Origin of the sequence: Cytobacillus sp. S13-E01 (assembly GCF_029193815.1) — a bacterium.
Taxonomy (GTDB): Bacteria; Bacillota; Bacilli; order Bacillales; family Bacillaceae_L; genus Bacillus_BV.
The window spans coordinates 23,890-47,297 of sequence record NZ_JARFVC010000032.1 but is presented as its reverse complement, the minus strand read 5'-3'; the positions used below and the strand labels follow the sequence as shown (position 1 = coordinate 47,297).

General features: G+C 37.9%; 25 protein-coding genes and 1 tRNA gene. 3 read left to right on the top strand and 23 right to left on the bottom strand.

Annotated elements, in window-relative coordinates:
* A partial coding sequence (locus PY093_RS16755) for a DUF4372 domain-containing protein (protein ID WP_275645723.1) occupies window positions 1–355 on the bottom strand: 355 nt, incomplete at its 3' end.
* A gap of 243 nt (window positions 356–598) precedes the next feature.
* Complete coding sequence (gene secG / locus PY093_RS16750; protein ID WP_275646998.1) at window positions 599–832, bottom strand: preprotein translocase subunit SecG; 234 nt, start codon at window positions 830–832, stop codon at window positions 599–601.
* A 246-nt stretch (window positions 833–1,078) separates the two neighbouring features.
* Here secG and PY093_RS16745 point away from each other — a divergent pair, with 246 nt between their 5' ends.
* The gene (locus tag PY093_RS16745) at window positions 1,079–1,222 is read left to right on the top strand and encodes a hypothetical protein (protein WP_275646997.1); all 144 of its coding nucleotides are present in this window, start codon (window positions 1,079–1,081) and stop codon (window positions 1,220–1,222) included.
* 118 nt (window positions 1,223–1,340) lie between these two features.
* Here PY093_RS16745 and eno read toward each other — a convergent pair whose 3' ends face one another.
* From eno to rpoN, 8 genes are all read right to left on the bottom strand, one after another.
* Entirely contained in the window at window positions 1,341–2,636 is a 1,296-nt protein-coding gene (eno, locus tag PY093_RS16740) for a phosphopyruvate hydratase (RefSeq protein ID WP_275646996.1), read from the bottom strand.
* A gap of 34 nt (window positions 2,637–2,670) precedes the next feature.
* Complete coding sequence (gpmI, locus tag PY093_RS16735) at window positions 2,671–4,206, bottom strand: 2,3-bisphosphoglycerate-independent phosphoglycerate mutase (RefSeq protein WP_275646995.1); 1,536 nt, start codon at window positions 4,204–4,206, stop codon at window positions 2,671–2,673.
* The gene (gene tpiA / locus PY093_RS16730; protein ID WP_275646994.1) at window positions 4,199–4,960 is read right to left on the bottom strand and encodes a triose-phosphate isomerase; all 762 of its coding nucleotides are present in this window, start codon (window positions 4,958–4,960) and stop codon (window positions 4,199–4,201) included. Before tpiA ends, gpmI begins: the two co-directional genes overlap by 8 nt.
* Window positions 4,961–5,035: 75 nt before the next feature.
* A complete protein-coding gene (locus tag PY093_RS16725; protein WP_275646993.1) occupies window positions 5,036–6,220 on the bottom strand; it encodes a phosphoglycerate kinase in 1,185 nt (394 codons plus the stop codon).
* 217 nt (window positions 6,221–6,437) lie between these two features.
* Window positions 6,438–7,445 (bottom strand): type I glyceraldehyde-3-phosphate dehydrogenase, encoded by a 1,008-nt coding sequence (gap, locus tag PY093_RS16720; RefSeq protein WP_275646992.1) that lies wholly within the window; start codon window positions 7,443–7,445, stop codon window positions 6,438–6,440.
* Between the two features lie 54 nt (window positions 7,446–7,499).
* Complete coding sequence (locus tag PY093_RS16715) at window positions 7,500–8,519, bottom strand: sugar-binding transcriptional regulator (RefSeq protein WP_275646991.1); 1,020 nt, start codon at window positions 8,517–8,519, stop codon at window positions 7,500–7,502.
* Between the two features lie 389 nt (window positions 8,520–8,908).
* The gene (locus PY093_RS16710) at window positions 8,909–9,151 is read right to left on the bottom strand and encodes a glutaredoxin family protein (RefSeq protein ID WP_275647000.1); all 243 of its coding nucleotides are present in this window, start codon (window positions 9,149–9,151) and stop codon (window positions 8,909–8,911) included.
* A gap of 39 nt (window positions 9,152–9,190) precedes the next feature.
* Window positions 9,191–10,507: an RNA polymerase factor sigma-54 gene (rpoN, locus tag PY093_RS16705; RefSeq protein WP_275646990.1), complete on the bottom strand. Its 1,317-nt coding sequence runs from the start codon at window positions 10,505–10,507 to the stop codon at window positions 9,191–9,193.
* A gap of 397 nt (window positions 10,508–10,904) precedes the next feature.
* Between rpoN and PY093_RS16700 the strand changes: the two genes are divergently transcribed.
* Entirely contained in the window at window positions 10,905–11,093 is a 189-nt protein-coding gene (locus PY093_RS16700; protein ID WP_275646989.1) for a hypothetical protein, read from the top strand.
* Between the two features lie 129 nt (window positions 11,094–11,222).
* On the opposite strand, the gene PY093_RS16695 is transcribed toward PY093_RS16700, so the two are convergent.
* Window positions 11,223–11,294: transfer RNA gene (locus PY093_RS16695), tRNA-Arg, on the bottom strand.
* 388 nt (window positions 11,295–11,682) lie between these two features.
* Between PY093_RS16695 and clpP the strand changes: the two genes are divergently transcribed.
* Window positions 11,683–12,285: an ATP-dependent Clp endopeptidase proteolytic subunit ClpP gene (clpP, locus tag PY093_RS16690; RefSeq protein WP_275646988.1), complete on the top strand. Its 603-nt coding sequence runs from the start codon at window positions 11,683–11,685 to the stop codon at window positions 12,283–12,285.
* A gap of 176 nt (window positions 12,286–12,461) precedes the next feature.
* Here the strand turns inward: clpP and PY093_RS16685 are convergent, their stop codons facing one another.
* The 12 genes from PY093_RS16685 to hisB all read right to left on the bottom strand — a co-directional run bounded on the left by PY093_RS16685 (window position 12,462) and on the right by hisB (window position 23,370).
* Window positions 12,462–12,719, bottom strand: coding sequence for an HPr family phosphocarrier protein (locus PY093_RS16685; protein ID WP_275646987.1), 258 nt, complete (start codon window positions 12,717–12,719; stop codon window positions 12,462–12,464).
* Between the two features lie 26 nt (window positions 12,720–12,745).
* Window positions 12,746–13,690, bottom strand: coding sequence for a DNA-binding protein WhiA (gene whiA / locus PY093_RS16680; RefSeq protein ID WP_275646986.1), 945 nt, complete (start codon window positions 13,688–13,690; stop codon window positions 12,746–12,748).
* A 96-nt stretch (window positions 13,691–13,786) separates the two neighbouring features.
* Entirely contained in the window at window positions 13,787–14,767 is a 981-nt protein-coding gene (locus PY093_RS16675) for a gluconeogenesis factor YvcK family protein (RefSeq protein ID WP_275646985.1), read from the bottom strand.
* The gene (gene rapZ / locus PY093_RS16670; protein ID WP_275646984.1) at window positions 14,768–15,658 is read right to left on the bottom strand and encodes an RNase adapter RapZ; all 891 of its coding nucleotides are present in this window, start codon (window positions 15,656–15,658) and stop codon (window positions 14,768–14,770) included. It abuts the gene before it with no gap.
* 36 nt (window positions 15,659–15,694) lie between these two features.
* Complete coding sequence (locus PY093_RS16665) at window positions 15,695–16,153, bottom strand: NUDIX hydrolase (RefSeq protein WP_275646983.1); 459 nt, start codon at window positions 16,151–16,153, stop codon at window positions 15,695–15,697.
* 487 nt (window positions 16,154–16,640) lie between these two features.
* Window positions 16,641–17,585, bottom strand: coding sequence for a thioredoxin-disulfide reductase (trxB, locus tag PY093_RS16660; protein WP_275646982.1), 945 nt, complete (start codon window positions 17,583–17,585; stop codon window positions 16,641–16,643).
* 378 nt (window positions 17,586–17,963) lie between these two features.
* Complete coding sequence (locus tag PY093_RS16655; RefSeq protein WP_275646981.1) at window positions 17,964–19,469, bottom strand: tetratricopeptide repeat protein; 1,506 nt, start codon at window positions 19,467–19,469, stop codon at window positions 17,964–17,966.
* 568 nt (window positions 19,470–20,037) lie between these two features.
* The gene (gene hisIE / locus PY093_RS16650; protein ID WP_275646980.1) at window positions 20,038–20,661 is read right to left on the bottom strand and encodes a bifunctional phosphoribosyl-AMP cyclohydrolase/phosphoribosyl-ATP diphosphatase HisIE; all 624 of its coding nucleotides are present in this window, start codon (window positions 20,659–20,661) and stop codon (window positions 20,038–20,040) included.
* Window positions 20,658–21,416: an imidazole glycerol phosphate synthase subunit HisF gene (hisF, locus tag PY093_RS16645; protein WP_275646979.1), complete on the bottom strand. Its 759-nt coding sequence runs from the start codon at window positions 21,414–21,416 to the stop codon at window positions 20,658–20,660. Before hisF ends, hisIE begins: the two co-directional genes overlap by 4 nt.
* Window positions 21,413–22,150: a 1-(5-phosphoribosyl)-5-[(5-phosphoribosylamino)methylideneamino]imidazole-4-carboxamide isomerase gene (hisA, locus tag PY093_RS16640; protein WP_275646978.1), complete on the bottom strand. Its 738-nt coding sequence runs from the start codon at window positions 22,148–22,150 to the stop codon at window positions 21,413–21,415. Before hisA ends, hisF begins: the two co-directional genes overlap by 4 nt.
* Complete coding sequence (gene hisH / locus PY093_RS16635) at window positions 22,147–22,782, bottom strand: imidazole glycerol phosphate synthase subunit HisH (RefSeq protein WP_275646977.1); 636 nt, start codon at window positions 22,780–22,782, stop codon at window positions 22,147–22,149. Before hisH ends, hisA begins: the two co-directional genes overlap by 4 nt.
* Window positions 22,783–23,370, bottom strand: coding sequence for an imidazoleglycerol-phosphate dehydratase HisB (gene hisB, locus PY093_RS16630; protein WP_275646976.1), 588 nt, complete (start codon window positions 23,368–23,370; stop codon window positions 22,783–22,785). It abuts the gene before it with no gap.
* Between the last annotated feature and the right edge of the window lie 38 nt (window positions 23,371–23,408).

The following is a 23,408-nucleotide window of genomic DNA, read 5'->3' as shown; positions in this document are numbered from 1 at the left end:
CGTCACCCTTTTCTTTTCCGAATTCCCGATGGATTTGTTCTACAAGATGATGCAGAATAGCCTCGAAAATAGCTGGAGGAAGATCCGAAAGTTTGCGGGACAGTTGAGATATACTTATGTTTTTTAAGCCTAGTTCTTTTTGTAAGTTCTTTTTGTGCTTCACCTTGAATCTAATTTTTTTAAGGCTATCAAGCTGCTTCAGCTGAGCATAAATAAATAGTTTTGTAAAGGTTAGACTATCAAGCTTTTTCACATATTTATCAAGCTTCATCTGATCAACCATTTTTAAAATAACTGTTTCATCCATAGGGTGGATGTATTCCTTAAAAACTGTTTTTATGGTATTCTTGTCCATAGATTTCTCCTTATAATTGGGATTTGGACAGGACAACCTACCTTCCACCTAATTATAAGGTTTTTTTGTATCTATTTGAACTAAAAATTACCAATTATTACAAAAAATTCAATATAAATTTATGTTGAATTAGTCTTGACAAATTGATTTTTATTTAATGCAATGCTAGTGTAAATTCCTAAACAGCAAAAAAAAAGGATCAGACCTACGTATGGTCAGACCCTTTTACACATGTATTAAAATTTATAAGCCAACATAAGAAACTGCAATTGTTAGGATAAAGAATAGAACAGATAAAACAATTGTCGTTTTTTGTAATACAGCATCAAGACCACGAGCCTTTTGCTTTCCGAATAATTGTTCAGCACCACCAGAAATTGCTCCTGAAAGACCTGCACTTTTTCCAGATTGTAAAAGTACTACAACGATTAAGCCAATACTTACGATAACAAGTAATGTTAAAAATAATGCGTGCACAAAGACACCTCCTAAAAAATTCTTGGCTAGTAATTTGCCCATAGGCGTAGGCGATTACTTGTGTTTTAGTCTAAACACATTTAGCAGTAGTTTAAATGTACCATAAAATAGATTTGTGGACAATAGCTTTAGAATAAGTGGACTATAGCAGCGAAGCCCTTTTCCTCCTATCTGGTTGCATCTACCAGCTAACATGCTTGTAAATTGACTTGGTTCTGAACACATTAAAAAAGGAGGTGAAAAACAATGATCAACGAAGATTATGATGATTTATTAAGAACATCAAAGAAATATCAACGGATTTACTTAGGGGAGAACAAACCAAAGGCAGAAGGACCTGAAAAGACATCGAAGGGTAACAAAAGTAAGAATGAAAAAGGTGTTTACTAATATCGATTAAGTTTTCAGCCATCTTAAAGGCGGGGAATCCCGCCAACTCAGTGGTAATCCCGCCATACCAAATTTTAAATATAAAAATGGTGTCAGACATTGCCTGACACCACTTTTATTATTTATTTCTTAAGTTATAGAATGCATTAGCCCCAGCATATTGTGCCGTGTGAACCAATTGGTCTTCGATACGAAGCAATTGATTGTATTTAGCTACACGGTCCGTTCTTGATGGTGCACCTGTTTTGATTTGGCCAGCGTTTGTTGCAACAGCAATATCAGCGATTGTGTTATCTTCTGTTTCACCAGAACGGTGGGAGATAACAGCGGTGTAACCTGCACGCTTCGCCATTTCAATAGCATCAAATGTTTCAGTCAGTGTACCGATTTGGTTAACCTTGATAAGGATTGAGTTTGCAATCCCTTTTTCGATACCTTGGCTTAATTTTTCAGTGTTTGTGACAAATAAATCATCACCTACTAGTTGAATCCTGTTACCAAGACGCTCAGTTAGTAGTTTGTGACCTTCCCAATCATTTTCATCTAATCCATCTTCAATTGAGATGATTGGGTATTTATTTGCTAGGTCTTCATAGAAAGAAACCATTTCTTCTGATGTAAATATTTTACCTTCACCTTTTAGGTGGTACTTGCCGTCTTCTTTATTATAGAATTCAGAAGATGCAGCATCCATCGCAAGCTTTACTTGCTCACCTGGTTTGTAACCAGCTTTTTCAATTGCAGTCATAATTGTTTGGAGTGCCTCTTCATTTGATGCTAAGTTAGGTGCGAAACCACCTTCATCACCTACAGCTGTGTTTAAGCCTTTTTCTTTTAAAACTGCTTTTAAGCTATGGAAGATTTCAGTTCCCATTCGTAATGCTTCTTTAAACGTTTCTGCACCTACAGGCATTACCATGAACTCTTGAATATCTACATTATTATCCGCATGCTCTCCACCATTGATAATGTTCATCATTGGAGTTGGAAGAGTTTTTGCATTAAAGCCACCAAGGTATTGGTAGAGTGGAACTTCTAAGAAATCAGCAGCAGCATGTGCAACAGCCATTGATACACCAAGAATAGCATTTGCACCAAAGTTACCTTTGTTAGGTGTACCATCAAGTTCAATTAGAGCATGGTCAATTGCCACTTGATCAGTTACATCAAAGCCAACGATTTCTGGTGCGATTTTTTCATTTACATTATGAACCGCATTTAAGACACCTTTACCTAAATAACGACTTTTGTCGCCGTCTCGTAATTCAACTGCTTCATGTTCACCTGTTGAAGCACCACTTGGTACGATTGCACGACCAAATGCGCCTGATTCAGTATAAACTTCTACTTCAACTGTTGGATTCCCTCGAGAATCTAATACTTCGCGTGCATAAATATCAATGATAATTGACATGAAAAATCTCTCCTTATGTATCGTATTTTTATTTTTATTTTTTAAGTAAACTATAACCTGTCATTTCAGCTGGTTTCCCTACATTTAGTATATCTAATATTGTTGGTGCTAAGTCACCAAGAACGCCATCCTCACGCAGTTGTAAGTTTTCCATTGTAATAATAACTGGAACTGGATTTGTCGTATGTGCTGTCATTGGATCTCCTTCTAAGGTCACAACTTCATCCGCATTTCCATGGTCAGCTGTAATAATTACTGCTCCACCTTTAGCTAAAATCGCCTCAACAATTTCGCCTAGGCATTCATCTACAACTTCAATTGCTTTAATTGTAGGCTCAAGCATCCCAGAATGTCCAACCATATCTGGGTTGGCAAAGTTTAAAAGAATTGCATCATGCTTATCAGCTGCAATTTCTTTTAAAAGTGCATCTTTTACCTCGTACGCGCTCATTTCAGGCTGCAAATCATAGGTAGCAACCTTTGGTGAATTAATTAAAATCCGTTCTTCACCAGAGAACTCTGCTTCGCGCCCACCACTCATAAAGAAGGTAACATGTGGATATTTTTCAGTTTCTGCAATCCGAAGCTGCTTTAATCCATTTTGAGCTAAAACTTCTCCAAGCGTATTATCTAAGTTGGATGGTTTAAAGGCTACATAACCTTGAACTGTTTCACTAAAATGGGTTAAACATACAAAATTCAAGTTCCTTGGATGTCTTTCTCCACGATCAAAGGCTCTAAAATCGTCATTTGTGAAGGTATTCGAGATTTGGATTGCACGATCAGGACGGAAGTTATAAAAAATAACAGCATCATTGTCCTGAATCGTTGCAACCGCTGAACCATCCTCTTTTAAAATAACCGAAGGTAACACAAATTCATCGTATATTCCATTTTGATAAGAGTCCTCTACACATTCTAACGCATTGTGATAGGTAGGTCCTTCGCCATAAACCATGGCACGATATGACTTTTCTACTCGGTCCCACCGTTTGTCGCGGTCCATCGAGTAGTAACGGCCGGAAATGGTTGCAACCTCTCCAACACCAATTTCTTCGATCTTTTCATTTAATTCTTCAATGTACCCCTTTGCAGATTGAGGACTAACGTCTCTACCATCTAAAAATGCGTGTACATAGACATTTTCCACACCTTCAGCAGCTGCAAGCTTTAATAGTGCATATAAATGTTGGTTATGACTATGAACCCCACCATCAGAAAGTAGTCCAAAAACGTGAAGATTTGTCCCTTTTTCTTTTGCATGTTTCATAGCTTGTAAAAATGTTTCGTTCTGTTCAAACTCGCCTTCTCGAATTGCAACGTTTACACGAGTTAAACTCTGGTAAACAACGCGTCCCGCTCCTATATTTAGATGTCCTACTTCTGAATTCCCCATTTGGCCTTCAGGTAGTCCAACTGCTTCACCACTAGCTTTTAAAGTAGCATGTGGATACTGATTCCAATAACGATCAAAATTTGGCTTATTCGCTTGAGTTACTGCGTTACCTTTAGTTTCATCACGAAGTGCGAATCCATCTAGAATGATCAGTGCTACTGGTTTCTTACTCATTATTACCTGCCTCCAAAAGCTGAAGGAAAGACTGTGGTTCTAAGCTTGCACCACCAACTAATGCACCATCAATATCAGATTGTGATAAGTATTCTTTAATATTAGATGGTTTAACACTACCACCATATTGAATACGAACATCGTCTGCCACTACATCGGAGTATTTTCCGGCAACAATTTTGCGGATATATGCACAAACTTCATTTGCTTCTTCAGCCGAGGATGATTTGCCTGTTCCAATCGCCCAAATTGGTTCATAGGCAATCACGACTTCTTTTGCTTGGTCTTCTGTTAATCCAGTCAATGCTTTTTGAATTTGTGTTCCAACTACATCATTTGTTTGTCCAGCTTCACGTTGTTCTAGTGTTTCTCCACAACAGACAATCGGTGTTAATCCATGCTTGAATGCTGCTAATGTTTTCTTATTCACTGTTTCATCCGTTTCAGCAAACATTTCACGTCGCTCTGAATGACCGATAATGACATAATGAACATCAAGGTCTTTTAATGCTACCGGACTTACCTCTCCAGTAAATGCTCCACTTTCTTCGAAATGCATATTTTGGGCACCAATTTTCAATTCAGTCCCTTTTACATTCGTATTTAATTGTCCTAAAAATAGTGATGGTGCACATATTACTGCATCTACTACTTGTGAAGAAGGAATAGACCCCTTAACCTCATCAACAAATGAAATAGCTGCTGAAAGAACTTTGTGCATTTTCCAGTTTCCTGCGATAATTGGTTTTCTCATGCTACACCTCTTTTACTACTTTTTTTAAAAAAATTCTCTATTCTATCTTGTACCCTTATTTCTACCAATTCATGCTTAGCGATCGTTTAAAGCGACAACTCCAGGTAATGCTTTTCCTTCCATAAACTCTAAGGATGCTCCACCACCAGTTGAGATGTGGTCCATTTTTTTTGCAAAACCAAACTTTTCTACAGCAGCAGCTGAATCTCCGCCACCAATAACTGTATATGTATTTGTTGCCTCAGCTAATGCTTGACCAACAGCCTTTGTTCCATTAGCAAATGCTTCCAATTCAAACACACCCATAGGGCCGTTCCAAATGACTAGTTTTGAATTTGAAATCACGTCACTGTATAATCTACTTGTTTCTGGTCCAATATCTAATGCTTCCCAATCACTTGGAATCGAATCAATTGATACTACTTTCGTATTAGCATCATTTGAAAAATCATCAGCAACAACAGCATCGACTGGCATATAAAATTTAACGCCTTTTTCTTTTGCTTTTTCGATAAATGATTTTGCTAAATCGACTTTATCTTCCTCTAAAAGTGATTTACCAACTTCATAACCGACCGCTTTTACAAAAGTATAAGCAAGTCCACCACCGATGATCAGGTTGTCTACGTTATCGAGTAGGTTGTCAATAACCCCAATTTTATCTTTTACTTTCGCTCCACCAATAATGGCAGTAAACGGACGTTCTGGGTTTGATAAAGCTTTCCCTAAAACTTCAAGCTCTTTTTCCATTAAGAAACCAGATACAGCAGGGATATACTTTGCTATTCCTTCCGTTGATGCGTGTGCACGGTGTGCCGCTCCAAATGCGTCATTGACATAAAGGTCGGCAAGTTCTGCAAATGATTTTGCAAGTTCTGGATCATTTTTTTCCTCACCTGGGTAAAAGCGAACATTTTCAAGCAGGATTACATCACCTTGAGCTAATTGTTCAATTTCCTGTTTTACTGATTCACCGAAAGCTTCATCCGATTTGCGCACTTCTTTACCTAAAAGCTCACTTAAACGTGTAGCTACTGCTCCTAAGCGTAACTCTTCTACAACATTTCCTTTAGGACGACCAAGGTGGCTTGCTAAAATAACCTTTGCGCCTTGTTCACTTAAATAGTGAATCGTTGGTAATGCAGCTCGTATACGCGTATCATCCGTTACACTACCATCTTTCATGGGAACGTTAAAATCAACACGACAAAACACTCGTTTACCATTTAGATCGACATCTCTTAATGATTTTTTGTTCATCTTTAGAAAAGGCCTCCGTTCTACTAATATTGTATCTCACGTGGGCATGTCCGCCCGGTCTAGACACAAAAACCAAGTAAAAAATTTATACTTTCTTACCTTTTAAAGAAAGGGAGGGGGATCAGTTCCCCCCCCCTTTATCCAACCTCTATTATAGTCTTAGTTTGGAAAGTTATCCAAGAAAATCCAAGACTAATTTTCGACAAGCAATATGCTCTTATAAGCCTTTTGAAGCAATGTAGTCGATTAAGTCGATTACACGGTGTGAATATCCACTTTCATTGTCATACCATGAAATAACCTTAACCATGCTACCTTCCATAACCATAGTAGAAAGTCCATCAATTGTAGATGATGCAGGGTTTCCATTATAGTCAGTTGATACTAGGGGCTCATCGCTATAGTATAAAATTCCTTTTAATTCGTTTTCCGCAGCAGATTTAAATGCTGCATTAACTTCTTCTGCTGTTACATCTCTTTCAAGCTCAGCAACTAAGTCAACTAATGATACATTTGGAGTTGGAACACGCATCGCCCCACCATTTAGTTTACCTTTTAACTCAGGAAGAACTAGAGATACAGCCTTTGCAGCACCAGTTGATGTTGGGATAATGTTTTCAGCCGCCGCACGAGCACGACGATAATCTTTATGTGGTAAATCTAGAATTTGTTGATCATTTGTGTATGAGTGAACAGTAGTCATCATTCCACGACGAATACCAAACTTGTCATTTAACACTTTAGCAAATGGTGCTAAACAGTTTGTTGTACATGAAGCGTTTGAAATAACATGATGGCTTGCAGCATCATACTTATCATGGTTAACACCCATAACGATTGTGATATCTTCATCAGAAGCAGGTGCAGAAATGATTACTTTTTTCGCTCCAGCTTCAAGATGTTTTGCAGCATCTGAACGCTTAGTAAAACGACCTGTTGATTCAACAACTACTTCAACTCCCAGATCACCCCATCCTAATAGAGCTGGGTCACGTTCTGCTTTAACTAATATTTCTTTCCCATTTACAACTAGGTTCGTGCCATTAACAGAAACTTCAGCATCCAATCTTCCATGAACAGTATCATACTTTAAAAGGTGGGCAAGCATACTAGCATCTGTTAAATCATTAACTGCCACTATGTCAATGTTAGGATTTTTTAATGCAGCACGAAATACAATACGACCTATACGACCAAAACCATTTATACCAACTTTTATTGCCATTATTATTTCCTCCTTAAGATCTTTCAATTTTGTAATTTATTTATGTTTGGGAAGTTATTCCCTTACTAACTGTTTTGCAGCACCTTCATCTGTTATTAAGATTGAATCATGTGCCTGTTGCATATACGCTTCAATTGCTTGTGCTTTTGATGATCCTCCTGCAACAGCAATAACATTATCGATCTGCTTTAGATGTTCGAGCTGGATTCCAATTGTTCGCACTTTATGAACTACTATACCCTCTTGATTAAAGTAATAACCAAAGGCTTCTGCAACACCGTGTGCATTAAGGATTTTCTCAACATCCTGGGGTGATGTTTTTCTGCGTTCTGCCATGGTTATAGCGTCTCCTATTCCATGAACGACCATACTTGATGACTTAATGAGATTAATCACTTCTTGAATAGAAGGTTCCATGACAAAAGATTGGTAGGCTTCCAAACTAACAACATCTGGTACGTGAAGGAGTCGATAGTTACCCATTGCTTTTTCAGCCATTTTTGCACAAATCGTGTTAGCCTGATTCTCAACGTGCTCTCCTAATCCTCCACGAGCAGGTACAAACAACATTTCGCGATTTTTTAAATCGGGTGTCATCATTTCAGCAACAGCTGCAAGCGTTGTTCCGCCAGTAACAGCGACGATATTTTTACCAGAAAGACTCTCCTTTATTCTTGCAACGGTCGCCCTTCCCATCTCTTTTTTTACCCAAGGGGATATATCACTGTCACCTGATACAACAATTACATCTCTTATTTTTAATTTTTCCTTTAATTTTGTTTCCAAAACTTTTAAACCAGAAACTTCTTTCATGATTTCTTCTAATTGAAATAGAAGCTCAGCGCCATCTTTTGTGAGACTCATGCCGGCTGTGCCAATATCAATAAGATTTTGTTCCTTCAAGAATTGGACTTCACTTCGTAAGATACGTTCACTTTGTCCAAGACTTGTCGATAAGCTTCGTCTTCCAATTGGCTCCATTAGACGTATGTATTTCAGGATCTCGTAACGCTTTTGCATAACAATTAGAACGTCTGGAAACAATTTACGTTGAACATCAAAAATGCTTACCATACTTAATTTCCCCTTTTTACCAATAGGGACTATTTAAGTCCCGGTATGACATATTATGTCCCGCTAGTGGTAAAAAAAATCACTGATCACAAGTGAAGTCAATGATTTGTTTCAATACAAGTATATTCTATCAGTTGTTAAAACGTTATTCAATACAAAATGTTTGAACTTGAGTATTTGTTTTCCTCTGTCCGCTCAGGCGACTATTAGGACTTCCCTCTCATCCTTATGATATGTGTGGGTCAGAGCGTTATAAGTGAATCGCAATCACTCTCCGTATGTCCTTATCTCATGCGGCAAGTCAAATAAAAATGACCGTTGACTAAAAGCCGACATATCCCGAGGTGAACGTTCGACGTCAGCACATTCTTGTACAAGTCCATACGGCGCTAAATGGGACTCTCTGCGTTTTTCTTAAGTAAACGCTTTCTTACGGTATCTTTATTAATAATTCCGTAAGTAACCTCTTCTCCATCGATTTCTATGACCGGAATCATAATTTGATACTTCTCCAATAGCACGTCATCTTCATAAATATCGATTTCTTCGATTGTTAGAGGTATTTCCTCATTTAACTCTTCTAGCACCTTTTTAGCCTTTAGACATAATGGACAATCTAATTTTGAGTACATAATTATGTTTACTTTTTTCAAAAAAAGCACTTCCTTACATTAGTCATATCTTTTTCTTAGTGAGGATGAAAGAATACCAAGCTGATCTCGGTACTTTGCTATCGTTCTCCTTGAAACGATAATATCATGTTCTTCCTCTAACTTTTTTACGATTTTTTGATCGGATAAAGGCTTTTTCTTGCTTTCTTTAGAAACAATTTGTTCAATTAATTGCTTTACCCCAGCAGATGATGTTTCGTCAATTGAATTCGCTGTTTGAATCCCACTACTGAAAAATGTTTTCATTTCTACAATTCCAAAAGGTGTTTGTACATATTTATCACGACAGGCCCGACTTACAGTTGATTCATGTATTTCTAAGGCTTCAGCTATTTCCTTCATCGTTAATGGCTTTAAAAAGGCAGACCCTTTTTTAAAAAAGTCTGGTTGTCTGATGATAATTTCATTCATAACATTAAACATTGTTTGTTTTCGTTGGTCTAAGCTTTTCAAAATCCATTGGCATTGTTGTGCCTTTTCCTGCAAATATGCTTTTGTAGTTGTATCCTGTTCCGATGCGATCTTATTATAATACTGTAGGTTTAATGATAGTTGTGGTAAGTATTCATCATGGGTGTCCACTTTAATCAAATCATTACTTACTATTACCGTTAAGTCAGGAACAATATACTTTGGTTTCGCTTCCAAAAAGACACTGCCTGGTCTGGGATTCAAGGTTATGACTAGATCGCTCACTTCCTGGATTTGTGATAACTCAATCTTTAATTTTTTTGCTATCTCTTTCCAGGACTTGCTCGCAAATATATCAAAGTGTTCACGGATGATTAACTCTGCTAGTGGATTTCTGTTTTCTAATCGCTCAAGCTGAATCAGTAAGCATTGCATTAAATTACTTGCACCTACTCCAGCTGGTTCAAGACTTTGAATTCGGAAAATATGTGTCTCGACCAAAGCCACATCAATCGATAGGAGTTCCGAAATATCAACACTTGTCATGGTTAAATATCCGTTGTTATCAATGAGGTCAATGATATAATCTGCAACCGTACGTTCAAAGGGAGTTAGGTTGAAGTCCATCATTTGTTCACTAAGATGTTGATGTAAGGTTTGAACATTCAAAGCGAGGTAATCGAGCGGATTACTTTTTTCTGCCTTTGTAATTGTAGTTTTCTTTTTTTCATAAGTTCCCGTTTGCATTTCTTTCATTTCAATGAGAGGGTTTTCGAGTGCCTGTTCTTGTAAAAATTCAGACAGTTCTAGTGATGAATACTGTAGTAATGTAATAGCCTGTGTTAATTCTTTTGTCATTGTTAATTTTAATGACTGCTGTTGAAATAACCCCGCTTTCATATTCATTCACTCCCTTCTAATTTCCTATCCTTACCCCTATTTTACAACATCAACCCCCTTTGGTGAATGATAAATATTTCTTGCGGAGTTTCGGGCATCAGATTGCCCGTTTAGTTACCGTTTTTTATTTTTTTCGCGATTTCGGGCATCAGATTGCCCTTTTAGTTACCGTTTTTTACTTTTTTTGCGATTTCGGGCATCAGGGCGCCCGTTTAGTTACCGTTTTTTATTTTTTTTGCGATTTCGGGCATCAGAGCGCCCGCTCTAGAGGAACGTTAACTAAAACCCTCCAGTACCTGTGGCATATTGCCTTTAGTGCGGTGGTAAATGCTTTTTAGGCAATTAAATGAATGTATGTTTTTAGTTAGAAGTTAGAATCATAGTGTTAAGGGGTGAATGATAAATGAGAAAAAATGAAGTCTTACTTAACGGGCCACTAACAGGAACGCTAACTGAAGCTAAAGAACAGATGAAAACGCAAGGGCATATTGAAGAAATTGGCGAAGAGTTTGATCCTATCCAACAAACATGGCGTGTTAATCCAGTTGATGAAGCAGATTATGACGGGACGATTGGGTATAAAGATGCGTAATAAGAAAAGCGCAGGACACCGGAGCTAGATTTCTAAACAAGGGATAAAATTTTATACATTCCTATATTTTATAGTATAATAAAAAACCGTCTTACCTCTCATCAATAAAGGTAGACGGTTTTTTTTTAGCGCCCTCGACAGGATTTGAACCCACCCTAAGAGAACCGGAATCTCTTGTGCTATCCACTACACTACGAGGGCAAATTAAAATACAGAGAGCTCATACTTAAACGGTCCAAAGCATAAGACAACTTTCGAGCCTCAAGTGTGCAAGACTGACTGCATTCATCATTATAAGTTAGATTTCCTTCTATTGCAAGTGAATTGAAGGTTTAAAAACCTAGTAAAAGGGTATCATGATGAAAGTAGAAAATTAGATAGGGGCGTGCTAGACCCATATACCTTTTTACTCACCACTATTCTTTATTCATAAGTATCATAAATCAGTCCTTAATTTGAAAAGAGGTATTAATGAACTTTGGATAGAATAAGATAGCTGTGGTAAGGTCTTTCGTTTGACCTTAGTTGACCATAGTTGTATGATATAGCTATACATAATTTGAAATACATTTGAAGGAGGAAGATTTTTATGAATTTAATACCTACAGTTATTGAGCAAACAAACCGTGGGGAACGCGCATATGATATTTACTCACGTCTTTTAAAAGACCGTATCATCATGCTAGGTAGTGGAATTGATGATAATGTAGCCAATTCTATTGTTTCCCAGTTACTATTCTTAGCAGCAGAAGACCCTGAAAAAGACATTTCCTTATACATTAATAGCCCAGGTGGATCTATTACAGCTGGTATGGCTATCTATGATACAATGAATTTTATTAAACCAAACGTTTCAACCATTTGTATCGGAATGGCAGCTTCAATGGGTGCTTTCCTTCTTGCGGCAGGTGAAAAAGGAAAACGCTTTGCTTTACCAAACAGTGAAGTAATGATTCATCAACCACTTGGTGGTGCACAAGGTCAAGCAACTGAAATTGAAATTGCTGCTAAACGCATCCTTTTCTTACGTGAAAAGCTTAATATCATTCTATCAGAACGCACAGGTCAACCTTTAGAGGTAATTGAACGCGATACTGAACGTGATAACTTCATGACAGCTGACAGAGCACTTGAATATGGTCTAGTTGATAAAGTTCTTACTAGAAATTCTGACGAGAGCCCTGGTAAATAAGTATGTGAGATGGTATTTGAAGCCGCCAATTTTGGCGGCTTTTTTTTAAAAGTAAGCAAGTATAAAAGTTTGTACCAAGTTATCGTATCTAGCTCGGGCGCCTTGTGTCAACTTAACCATGTACTTACAAAAAGAAAAAACAAGCGAAATCAATGATTTGCTTGTTTTTTCTTTTTTTAACCCTCTTGCTTCACAAATGCGTGTAATGCTTCCACAGCCTCTGCTTCGTCGCTTCCTTCAGCAATCAAGTTAATTAACGCACCAGAACCAAGAGCAAGACTCATTAGCCCCATAATACTTTTTGCGTTTACTTTTTTGCCGTCTTTCTCTAGAAAGATGTCTGATGAAAACCTGTTCGCCTCTTGAACAAATAAGGCTGCTGGTCGTGCTTGGAGACCTGTTTTTAATTCTATTTCTACCTGTTTTTCAACCATGTTTATTCCTCCTCTATACCTGTTTGTTATAGTTGACCTGCACGTATTTTATCTGCAATTTCATCTATTTTGCGTAAACGATGATTAATACCAGACTTACTGATATTCCCAGCCGAAACCATTTCCCCTAGTTCCTTTAATGTGACGTCAGAATATTTGACGCGCAGCTCAGCGATTTCGCGAAGCTTATCTGGTAAAACGCCTAGACCGACAGTAGAATCAATAAAACGTATGTTTTCAACCTGCCTTAGTGCTGCACCGATTGTTTTATTTAAATTGGCAGTTTCACAATTTACAAGTCGGTTTACGGAGTTTCTCATATCCCTGACAATTCGGATGTCCTCAAACCGTAGTAATGCGTTGTGAGCACCAATTATATTCAAAAATTCGGTTATTTTTTCAGCTTCTTTTAAGTATGTGATAAATCCTTTTTTTCTCTCAAGGGTCTTAGCATTGAGATCAAATGAGTTCATTAATTCACATAATGAATCAATATGTTCTTTATATAGTGAAAATATTTCGAGATGATAGGAGGATGTTTCTGGGTTATTGACAGAACCACCTGCTAAAAATGCACCTCGCAAATAGGAGCGTTTACAGCACTTTTTTCCAATAAGTTCTTTTGAAATATGATTTAAAAAAGAAAAACCATCCGTACTGCTCACTATTTTTAAACCTTCTAGAATTTCTTGTGTTCTTTCAACAGGCCTTACAATGTAGACATTATTTTTTTTCAATCTCATCTTTTTACGAACGAGTAGCTCAATCGTTACATCATATTCTTTTTTTATAAGCGTATAAATTCTACGTGCAATTGCTGCATTTTCTGTTTGAATATCAAGAACAAGCTTTTTGTTCGAAAAGGAGAGTGAGCCATTCATTCTAATTAAAGCTGATAGTTCTGCTTGAACACAGCAAGGCTTCAATTGTAAATTTGTAAGCTCTTTCTTAGTTTCCGATGCAAATGACACGGGCATCATCTCCCATTCTAGAAATTAGATGTTAGACATCCAAAGTGTATTCGTTTGCACTGTCTTTCCTATAACTGATTGAATATCAAAATTTTCTTATTTCTTTTCAATTAAATGATTTTTATTTAACAGACTATATAGTAATGCAGCAACCTTTTTCGTATCATGGCGGATTACTTCTTCATCATAGCTTATTATCTTGTCATGTATTATCTCAAGTCCTAGTTCAGACAGACGTTGTATATCATAATCAACTGATCGAGCTAGCTCTTGGGCATATTTGTCTTTAATATGATTAGGAATACTCTCGTTATTTACTAATATTGTATCAATAAACTTCGTTTTCATATGGGAGTACAGAGCTTGAACATGATCACTAGCAGTATAATTTAGTGTTTCACCTGCTTGTGTCATAACATTACAAATGTAGACTTTTCTTGCCTTTGCTCTTACAACTTCTTCGCCAATTTTTGGTACCAGCAGATTTGGAAGAATACTTGTATATAAACTACCGGGCCCAATGATAATCATATCTGCACTTTGAATTGCTGATATCGTTTCATGGACAGGCTCAATATCATCCGGGGTCAAAAATACCCTTTTAATCTCTTTACCTGAGTATGGAATTTTTGATTCTCCTGTGACGATCATCCCATCTTCCATTTCAGCATGGAGGATAACACTGCGGTTAGCTGCTGGTAATACGCGCCCTCGTACATTAAGTACCTTACTCATTTCACTAATGGCATGAACAAAGTCGCCGGTAATTGTAGTCATTGCGGCAAGAATCAGATTTCCAAGTGAATGCCCTGATAAACCACTTCCATGTTTAAAACGGTGTTGAAATAATTCTTCAACTAAAGGTTCAACATCAGATAATGCAGCAAGTACATTTCTAATATCACCTGGAGGTGGAATATCCATCTCATTACGTAGTCTACCTGAACTTCCTCCATCATCGGCTACTGTTACAATTGCGGTAATATCAAGGGGATAGGTTTTTAGCCCCCTCAATAATACAGACAACCCCGTTCCCCCGCCAATAATGACTATTCTAGGCTGCTTCATTTCGTTCATTTACTTATTTTCCTTTCTCTTCTCGATGTCTCGATGAGAGATATGGGTCTTATAGTCCTTTGCATAATACTTTCCAAAATACTCAGCCAAAGTTACAGAACGATGCTGTCCACCTGTACATCCTATGGCGAGGACAAGCTGACTCTTTCCTTCACGTTTGTAATATGGCAGCATAAACGAGAGTAAGTCTGTAAGCTTTTCAACAAACTTTTGAGTCTCACTCCACTTTAAAACATAGGACGATACATCTTCATCAAGCCCTGTTTTTGGTCTCAGCGTATCGATATAATGGGGGTTAGGTAAAAAGCGTACATCAAAAACTAAATCTGCATCAATCGGAATACCGTACTTAAATCCAAACGAGAGAACATTTACAGTAAATGTTTGACTCGAATGTGTTGAGTATTGTTTAAGAATTTTTTCGCGAAGCTCTCTCGGCTTTAAATTAGATGTATCATAAATGGTTTGCGCTCTACCTTTGAGTTCCTCAAGAATTTCTCGTTCATTTTCAATTCCTGTCAAGGGTGAACCATTGTTCGCTAATGGGTGTGAACGACGAGTTTCCTTATAGCGACTAACTAATATGGAATCTTTTGCATCAAGAAACAAAATTTGAGGAGTAATCCAAGATTTTTCAGTAATATCATCTAATGCTTCAAATAGGCTTTCGAAAAATTCACGGCCGCGCAAGTCCATAACCAGGGCCACTTTATTCATCTTACTCCCTGATTCCTTCATAAGCTCTAAAAACTTAGGTAGCAAGGTTGGAGGTAAATTATCGACACAAAAGAATCCTAGGTCTTCAAAGCTTTGGATAGCAACCGTTTTCCCTGCCCCTGACATGCCGGTGATGATTACCAACTTTATGTCACTTGTAGAACCAGTACTCATTGTTTTTCCCTCCTGTTACACAAATTATCTATTGTTTTAGCTCGGATCCAAACGATATGCTAGCAGTTCGAATTTTGGAGTGTACGTAAAGGTTCCATAGATAATCCCAGTCCCTTTTATTAAATAATCAATAATATGAAAATCTCCAGGCGCCATCGGTAGGTCTACAACTTTTTCAATATCATGCCAAGCGACCTTTCCCTCTTCTGACTCATCAACATTTACACCATCATACTCTGACGCGAGGAAAGAAAACATCATCCATTCAGAAATGATTTCATCTTGATCCTTAATAATAAAGGTAAAGATTCCTTTTACAGAAGGGTTTTTTAAATATATTCCAGTCTCTTCACGATATTCACGTATACAAGAATCTTTTATAGATTCACCTTGTTCCATCTTTCCACCTGGCGCTACCCACCAGCCACGACTCGGTTTTTGAAGAAGTAGAACTTTGTTATCTTTTACTAAGACACAATTGGTCACCCTTTGCACTCATTTCACCTCATGTTCAGACTTTTTCGCGGAAAGTATGTATCCCTTGTGCTTTGCTTTGCTTTTCTATCTATAATAACGAAAATGACTGTTAGAATGTCATTTTATTGAAAGCATTATCATTTTATATATTATACTATTTCTAACAAAGGGTCACAATGAACAAGCTGTGTTAATTGCATGAAATATTATTTTTGTAATGTAGTTTCGCCCCATAATCTTATACGATTAAGATGAGTTTAAGTTTCATCGAATGCAGGTAGGATATAATTAACACTATATCTTAAACTTTTGTAGGAATGTTAAGCTAAGTTAGCCATTGTAGACATAAAAAAGGGGCACAGGAAAGGAAACCCGTGCCAAAATTGTATCTATTTATAAAAGGGGGTCAATTACTACTTTTATCATACTAGAAAAATATTTCATCCGTGTTACAGCATGATTAAATAGTAATTACGGAATGTGAAGTTTTTATGTTGTTATGCTGTTAGGCTTTCATTTTTTCCATTAATTCTTCAATATAATGCTGTGCACTTTGTGCGGCAATACTACCATCACCTGTTGCTGTTACAATTTGGCGAAGCGACTTTTCTCTGATATCACCAGCCGCAAAGATTCCTTCAACACTCGTTTCCATTCGGTCATTTGTTTCGATATAACCGTTTGCATTTGTAATTCCTAAGCTCGCAAATGGCTTTGAAAGGGGGACCATCCCTACATAGATAAATACGCCATCTGTCCTAAACTCTTGTTCCTCGCCTGTTTGAGTATCTTTAAGAATCACGCCGCCGACTTTTCCATCTTTATCTTTAATTTCTTTTACTGTGTGATTCCAGATAAAATCTACTTTGTCATTATTAAAAGCACGTTGTTGAAGTATTTTTTGAGCACGAAGTTCTTCACGTCGATGAACAATTGTAACCTTAGTTGCGAAACGAGTTAAATAGACCCCTTCCTCAACTGCAGAGTCTCCTCCACCAACAACTACTAATTCTTTTCCTTTGAAGAATGCACCATCACAAACGGCACAATATGAAACACCACGTCCACCAAGCTCTTTCTCACCTGGTACCCCTAATTTTTTATACTCAGCACCTGCAGAAATAATAATCGCACGTGCTTTATATTGTTTATTTCCAGCAATGACAGTTTTATATTCTTCGCCATCAATTACTTCTTTTATATCACCATACGCATACTCAGCCCCGAATTTTTTTGCATGATCAAACATCTTTGTTGATAAATCCGGACCTAAGATGTGGTCAAATCCTGGATAATTTTCTACGTCTTCCGTATTAGCCATTTGCCCACCTGGTATTCCTCGTTCAAGCATAAGTGTAGACAAATTAGCACGTGATGTATAAACAGCTGCCGTCATACCAGCCGGTCCAGCACCAGCAATTAAACAATCATAAATTTTTTCTTCTGACATGTACTGACACTCCTTTAATTACAAAATCACCATTTAGGTAATATGCTATACCATTTATTGACGTATTTAGTATTGCCTATTACTATCCTATAAAATCTACAAATAAAACGTCCATTAATCTGCTCATAAGAAAAGCGAAAGGCGCGTCGATTAAAACCCGCCACGTCCTGTGGCGAACATCGACATCAGCACATCCTGTGCAAGTCAAGCATAAGACAAGCCCTGACTGAAGGCGTTTTTTGCCTTCGGGAAGGGCTTGGCTTATGACCTCAGGTCCGATGGCGCCCGGAGCTAGACACCAAAACTAGGTACAAACTTTTACTTTCGTATCTTTATAAAAAAAGTTCAAAAAGTCACTGTGCCTTTTTGAACTTTCATTTATACGAATAACTGGTTTACATATTTTACATACTTACCTAATGTAGAAATAGAGATTTCATATTTTTCACTAATTCGTTTTTGAGTGATTTGTTCATTTTGACGCTTGCGCCAAACATATTCAGTTGCTGCCGCCCAAGCTGTTGTATTGGTAAGATCGCATGAATCATTAATCATTTGATCATAAAGCATAAACCACGTCAAATACAGTTCTTCAGTTGCGGTTTCATCTGATAAGTTTCTAGTATAGATAATTTCACATACTGTATAGCCTTCTTGGATATATAGTGGTGCTTTATATTTTGTCTTTTTCTTAAAAAGATTTGCCACATATTCAGCAAACTCTTTTTCTAATGTTGAATGAAGACCATTTTCCTTTAAGTCAATGCATGAAACAGGGCTATTCGACTTACTAGCAAGGAATAAGCCATATAAACGTTCTTCAATGAAATCTCCTTCAAGCCATTTATCATGTGGATGACTAATGGTAAATAGTGAGTTTGGTCGATCACCTGACCAAGGCTCAGAACCCTTTTTATCTGGATTTTCTTCAATTACCCTTTTCCAGGCATTTTCAGATAACTGGATGTGACCCGTAAAATAAGCAGCGTAGGAAAGCCAATAATAGAACGTTTCATCGCCTTCAAAGCCTTGACGTTGAAGCTTACGTAACCATTTAAATGATAAATCGTAACGTCCTACAAGTCCAAATGTCGCACCAAGTTTATAGCGATGCTCCGTTAATATTGGATAAATACATTCAAGCTTTCTGATGAGCTCCTTTACTTTTCGGTTCTTTCTTTGATAATAAAGAAAGACAAGCATATTACATAAAGCATGAAGATTACCTGGATTCTTCGCTAATACCTCTTCTAACAACTTTGATGCAATATCAACCTCACCAGTATAAAAGTGAGCAAGGGCGAGATTATTGTAAGCAGACCAAAACTCTGGGTACTCTTCGGTAATTTCATTTAGCAATGAAATTGCCTCTTGCAAGTTACCTTCCTCAAGAAGTTCGCGCGCTTTTTCTTGTTTTAATATCAAATCGTCTTCAACATCAAAATCTATATCATCACCTGAACTTTCGATAGTAAGCAATTCAAGTAAGTCCTCAGTGTCCTCCGCAAACTCTCCGTCTGGGTCTTTTTTTAAATAAATAGTTGCATATTTATGTGCTTCTTGGAACAATCCTAAATGTGCAAAGTTATTTGCTAAAAAGTAAAAGCACTCTGTCATATCAGTATCTATATCTTCAATAATTGTTGTATGAAGTTTGTTGGATTGTTGATATTTCCCCATCTCGGTAAGAACTACTGCCAATTGAAAAAGGATCAATGGGTCTCTTGGCTCTAGTTGGATTGCTCGTTGTAAATATTTTTTAGCATTATATAAATCACGCTTATGATAAGCTTTTAAACCTTTTTTTAAATAATATTCACCTGTTTGAACGAATGGCAATATTTGGGCAGTCTGTTGTATTTCATTGTATGTTTGTTTTCCCATTTAATCCTCCAGTTTCTAATATCTCACCGATGGTAGTATATCATATCTTTAAAGATGATAAATAGGGGTAAGACAAGAATTACTTTAAATTAACGAGGTTTTTTTATTAATAATCCCATTTGGAGTATCGTTCTACTTACGTCATTATTGTTCGGTTTATTGTCCCAATCCGGACTTGGCCGAATTAAACCGTAATTCGGTCGATTTTTCCGGGACTCCGCCTGATGCTTACGGGAATGGCGCCAATTTCATCTGGGATTTTTGGCTAGGTAGGCGATAAATTTGACGACTATCGGAACATTTAGAACTGGACTTATGGTTAACCTGACTAAAATATCGGCCACTTTTTTATACCAGATAATAATGCTAGTTCAAATAAGAAAAGCGCAGGGCGCCCGCCTATCGGCGACAAGCATAAGACGAGCCCTGACTGAAGGCGTTCTTTGCCTTCGGGAAGGGCTTGGCTTATACCATAGAGCCGGGTGGCGCACGGAGCTAGACACTAAAACTAGGTACAAACTTTTATACTTTCTTATCTTTCAAAAAGACCAAAACGGCCTTTAATTATTTACCTGCGTTTCTGTAATGCAGTTAGCACTTCATCAAGTGGGAGTTTTTGCTCTCGAAGTAATACAAGTAGATGGTACAGTAAATCAGCTGCTTCCCATTTTAACTCTTCACCATCACGATTTTTAGCAGCAATGATTACTTCAGCAGCTTCTTCACCTACCTTTTTCAAAATCTTATCTACGCCTTCTTCAAATAGGTAGGTTGTATAGGAACCTTCTGGAAGCTCTGTTTCACGCTGTGCAATAATGGTTTCAAGTTCATTTAGGATTGCAAAACGATCAGTTGACACTTCCCTTTTTTCAGCTCCTAACAATGATTCATGAAAACACGAATATTCCCCTTTATGACATGCAGGTCCCGCTGGTTTTACAAGGACCAATATTGCATCTTGATCACAATCGTAACGCATATCTACGATCGTCTGAGTGTTCCCAGATGTTTCACCCTTATGCCACAACTCCTGCCTTGAACGGCTATAAAACCATGTTTCTTTCGATTCTACAGATTTTTTTAAAGACTCTTTGTTCATATAGGCTAGTGTTAAAACCTCTTTACTTACTGCATCTTGGACGATTGCTGGAACAAGACCTTTTTCATCAAACTTGACAGAGGCTAGATTCATCGTACACTCACTCCTTGCTTTTTTAAATAATCCTTGACTTCAATAACAGACGTTTCTTTATAGTGGAAAATACTTGCTGCTAATGCCGCATCTGCTTTTCCTTTTGTAAAGGCTTCAGTAAAATGCTCAGGGTTACCCGCTCCACCTGATGCGATTACTGGGACCGAAACGGCCGAACTAACTGCAACTGTTAATGGTAAATTAAAGCCGTCTTTGGCACCATCACAATCCATACTTGTTAATAGGATTTCACCAGCGCCACGCTTAACAACTTCCTGCGCCCATGCTACAACTTCCCACTCCGTTTCATTTCGTCCACCATGTGTATACACACGCCATGACCCTAACGCTTCATCGTATTTCGCGTCAATAGCTACAACAATACATTGCGAACCAAAGAAATCAGCGCCTTCTGTAATTAAATCAGGATTTAAAACAGCAGCGGTATTTAGGGAAACTTTATCTGCTCCTGCCCGAAGAATGCGCTTCATATCGTCTAATGAGTTAATTCCTCCACCCACTGTAAAAGGAATCGCTAGCTCTGCAGCAACCTGTTCTACAACTTCGACCATTGTTTTTCGACCTTCATGTGAAGCTGAAATATCGAGAAATACCAATTCATCAGCTTTTTCTTGATCATAAAATTTCGCAAGCTCCACTGGATCCCCGGCATCACGAAGTCCTACAAATTGAATGCCTTTCACAACGCGACCATCTTTTACATCTAAGCAGGGTATAATTCGTTTCGTAATCATTCAGTCCCCACCTCTCGAATTGCTTCAGCGACTGTAAATTGCTTTGTGTAGAGGGCCTTTCCAACAATTGCTCCAATGACACCAGAACCTGCGAACTGTGAAAGTACCTTTATGTCGTCGATCGAACTAACTCCCCCAGATGCGATAACCTGTTTTCCAGTTATCTTCGCTAATGTTGTAACAGCCTCAACATTCGGTCCAGATAGCATGCCATCTGTTGCGATGTCTGTAAAAATAAATACTTCAGCTCCCGCTTCAGCTAATTCAGTACCAAGCTCTGTCGCTTTTACTGAAGAAGTATTTAACCAACCTTCAGTTGCTACATACCCATCCTTTGCATCAATTCCAATCGCGATTTTTCCACCGTATTTTTTTAACATATCCTTTACAAATTCAGGGTTTGAGATCGCCGCACTTCCTAAAATAACCCGATCAATGCCGTTTTCAATATAATAAGCGACATCTTCCTCGGTTCGAATACCTCCACCTATTTGTACCTTTGCATTAAGTTGCCTAGCAACCTCTACAACAAAATGGTCATTCACACGCTTTCCTTCCTTGGCACCATCAAGATCAACCATGTGAATCCACCGGGCACCTTCATCTGTAAAAAGCTTCGCCATATCAAAAGGTGAATCTCCATAAACCGTTTCCTTACTATAATCACCTTGAATCAGACGTACGCATTTTCCACCTCTCATATCAATTGCCGGATAGATTGAAAATGAACTCATGTGGCTATCCTCCCTTCAACAATGTCAGCATAATTTTGTAGAATTGCTAAACCAATTTCACTGCTTTTTTCTGGATGAAATTGCGTTCCTAATACATTACCTTTTCCGACAACAGCAGGTACATCCACATCATACGAACTGCTTGCTAAAACAACTTCTTTATCAGTTGTATCAACATAGTAGGAATGTACAAAATACACGTGACCTTGTTCTACACCTTCTAATAATGGTGATTTGTGATGGAAGGTTAAATCATTCCAGCCCATATGTGGTACTTTATAGGTGTCCCCATTAGCAGCGGTACCAGGAAAGCGTGTAACACGACCTGATAAAAGTCCGAGTCCCTTTGTTATTCCATTTTCTTCACTTTCTTCAAAAAGCAATTGCATCCCAAGACAAATACCAAGCAGTGGTTTACCTTCATTGGTTATCTCTTTTATAAAACTGGCTAATCCCGTTTCAGTTAAAATAGCCATTGCGTCTTTAAAAGAACCGACACCAGGGAGGATTAAGCCTTTTGCTTGTCTTAAAATCTCAGGCTTGTCTGAAATGACATACTCATAATTCATTCGCTCTAACGCCTTGCTAACACTATACAAATTCCCCATCCCATAATCAATAATGCCAATCATTTATAACATTCCTTTCGTTGATGGAACCCCCTTGATGCGCGGGTCAATCATTGTTGCTTCATCAAGGGCACGCCCTAATGCTTTAAAAACCGCCTCAATCATATGATGTGTGTTATGACCATAGTGAACAATGACGTGCAGGTTCATCCTTGCCTCGAGCGCAACCTTCCAAAGGAATTCATGTACAAGTTCTACGTCAAACGTACCCACCTGTGAGCTTGGAAACTCCCCCTTCAACTCAAAATGTGGACGATTGCTTAAATCAATGACCACTTGAGCTAACGCCTCATCCATCGGCACAAACGCATTTCCATAGCGCTTGATTCCCTTTTTATCACCAAGCGCTTCTCTTAAGGCTTGACCGATGCAAATCCCAATATCTTCAGTCGTATGGTGACCATCAACCTCTATATCACCATTCGCATTCACCTTTAAATTAAACTGACCGTGTTTCGTGAAAAGATCGAGCATATGCGTCAAAAACGGCACACCCGTCTCTAACTCCGAGTGTCCCTCCCCATCTATCGAAAACTCCAACTCTATATCTGTTTCATTTGTTTTTCGTTTGATTGCTGCTTGGCGTATCATCTCGTACCTCCATAAATTTTTTCGACACCTTTCGACAC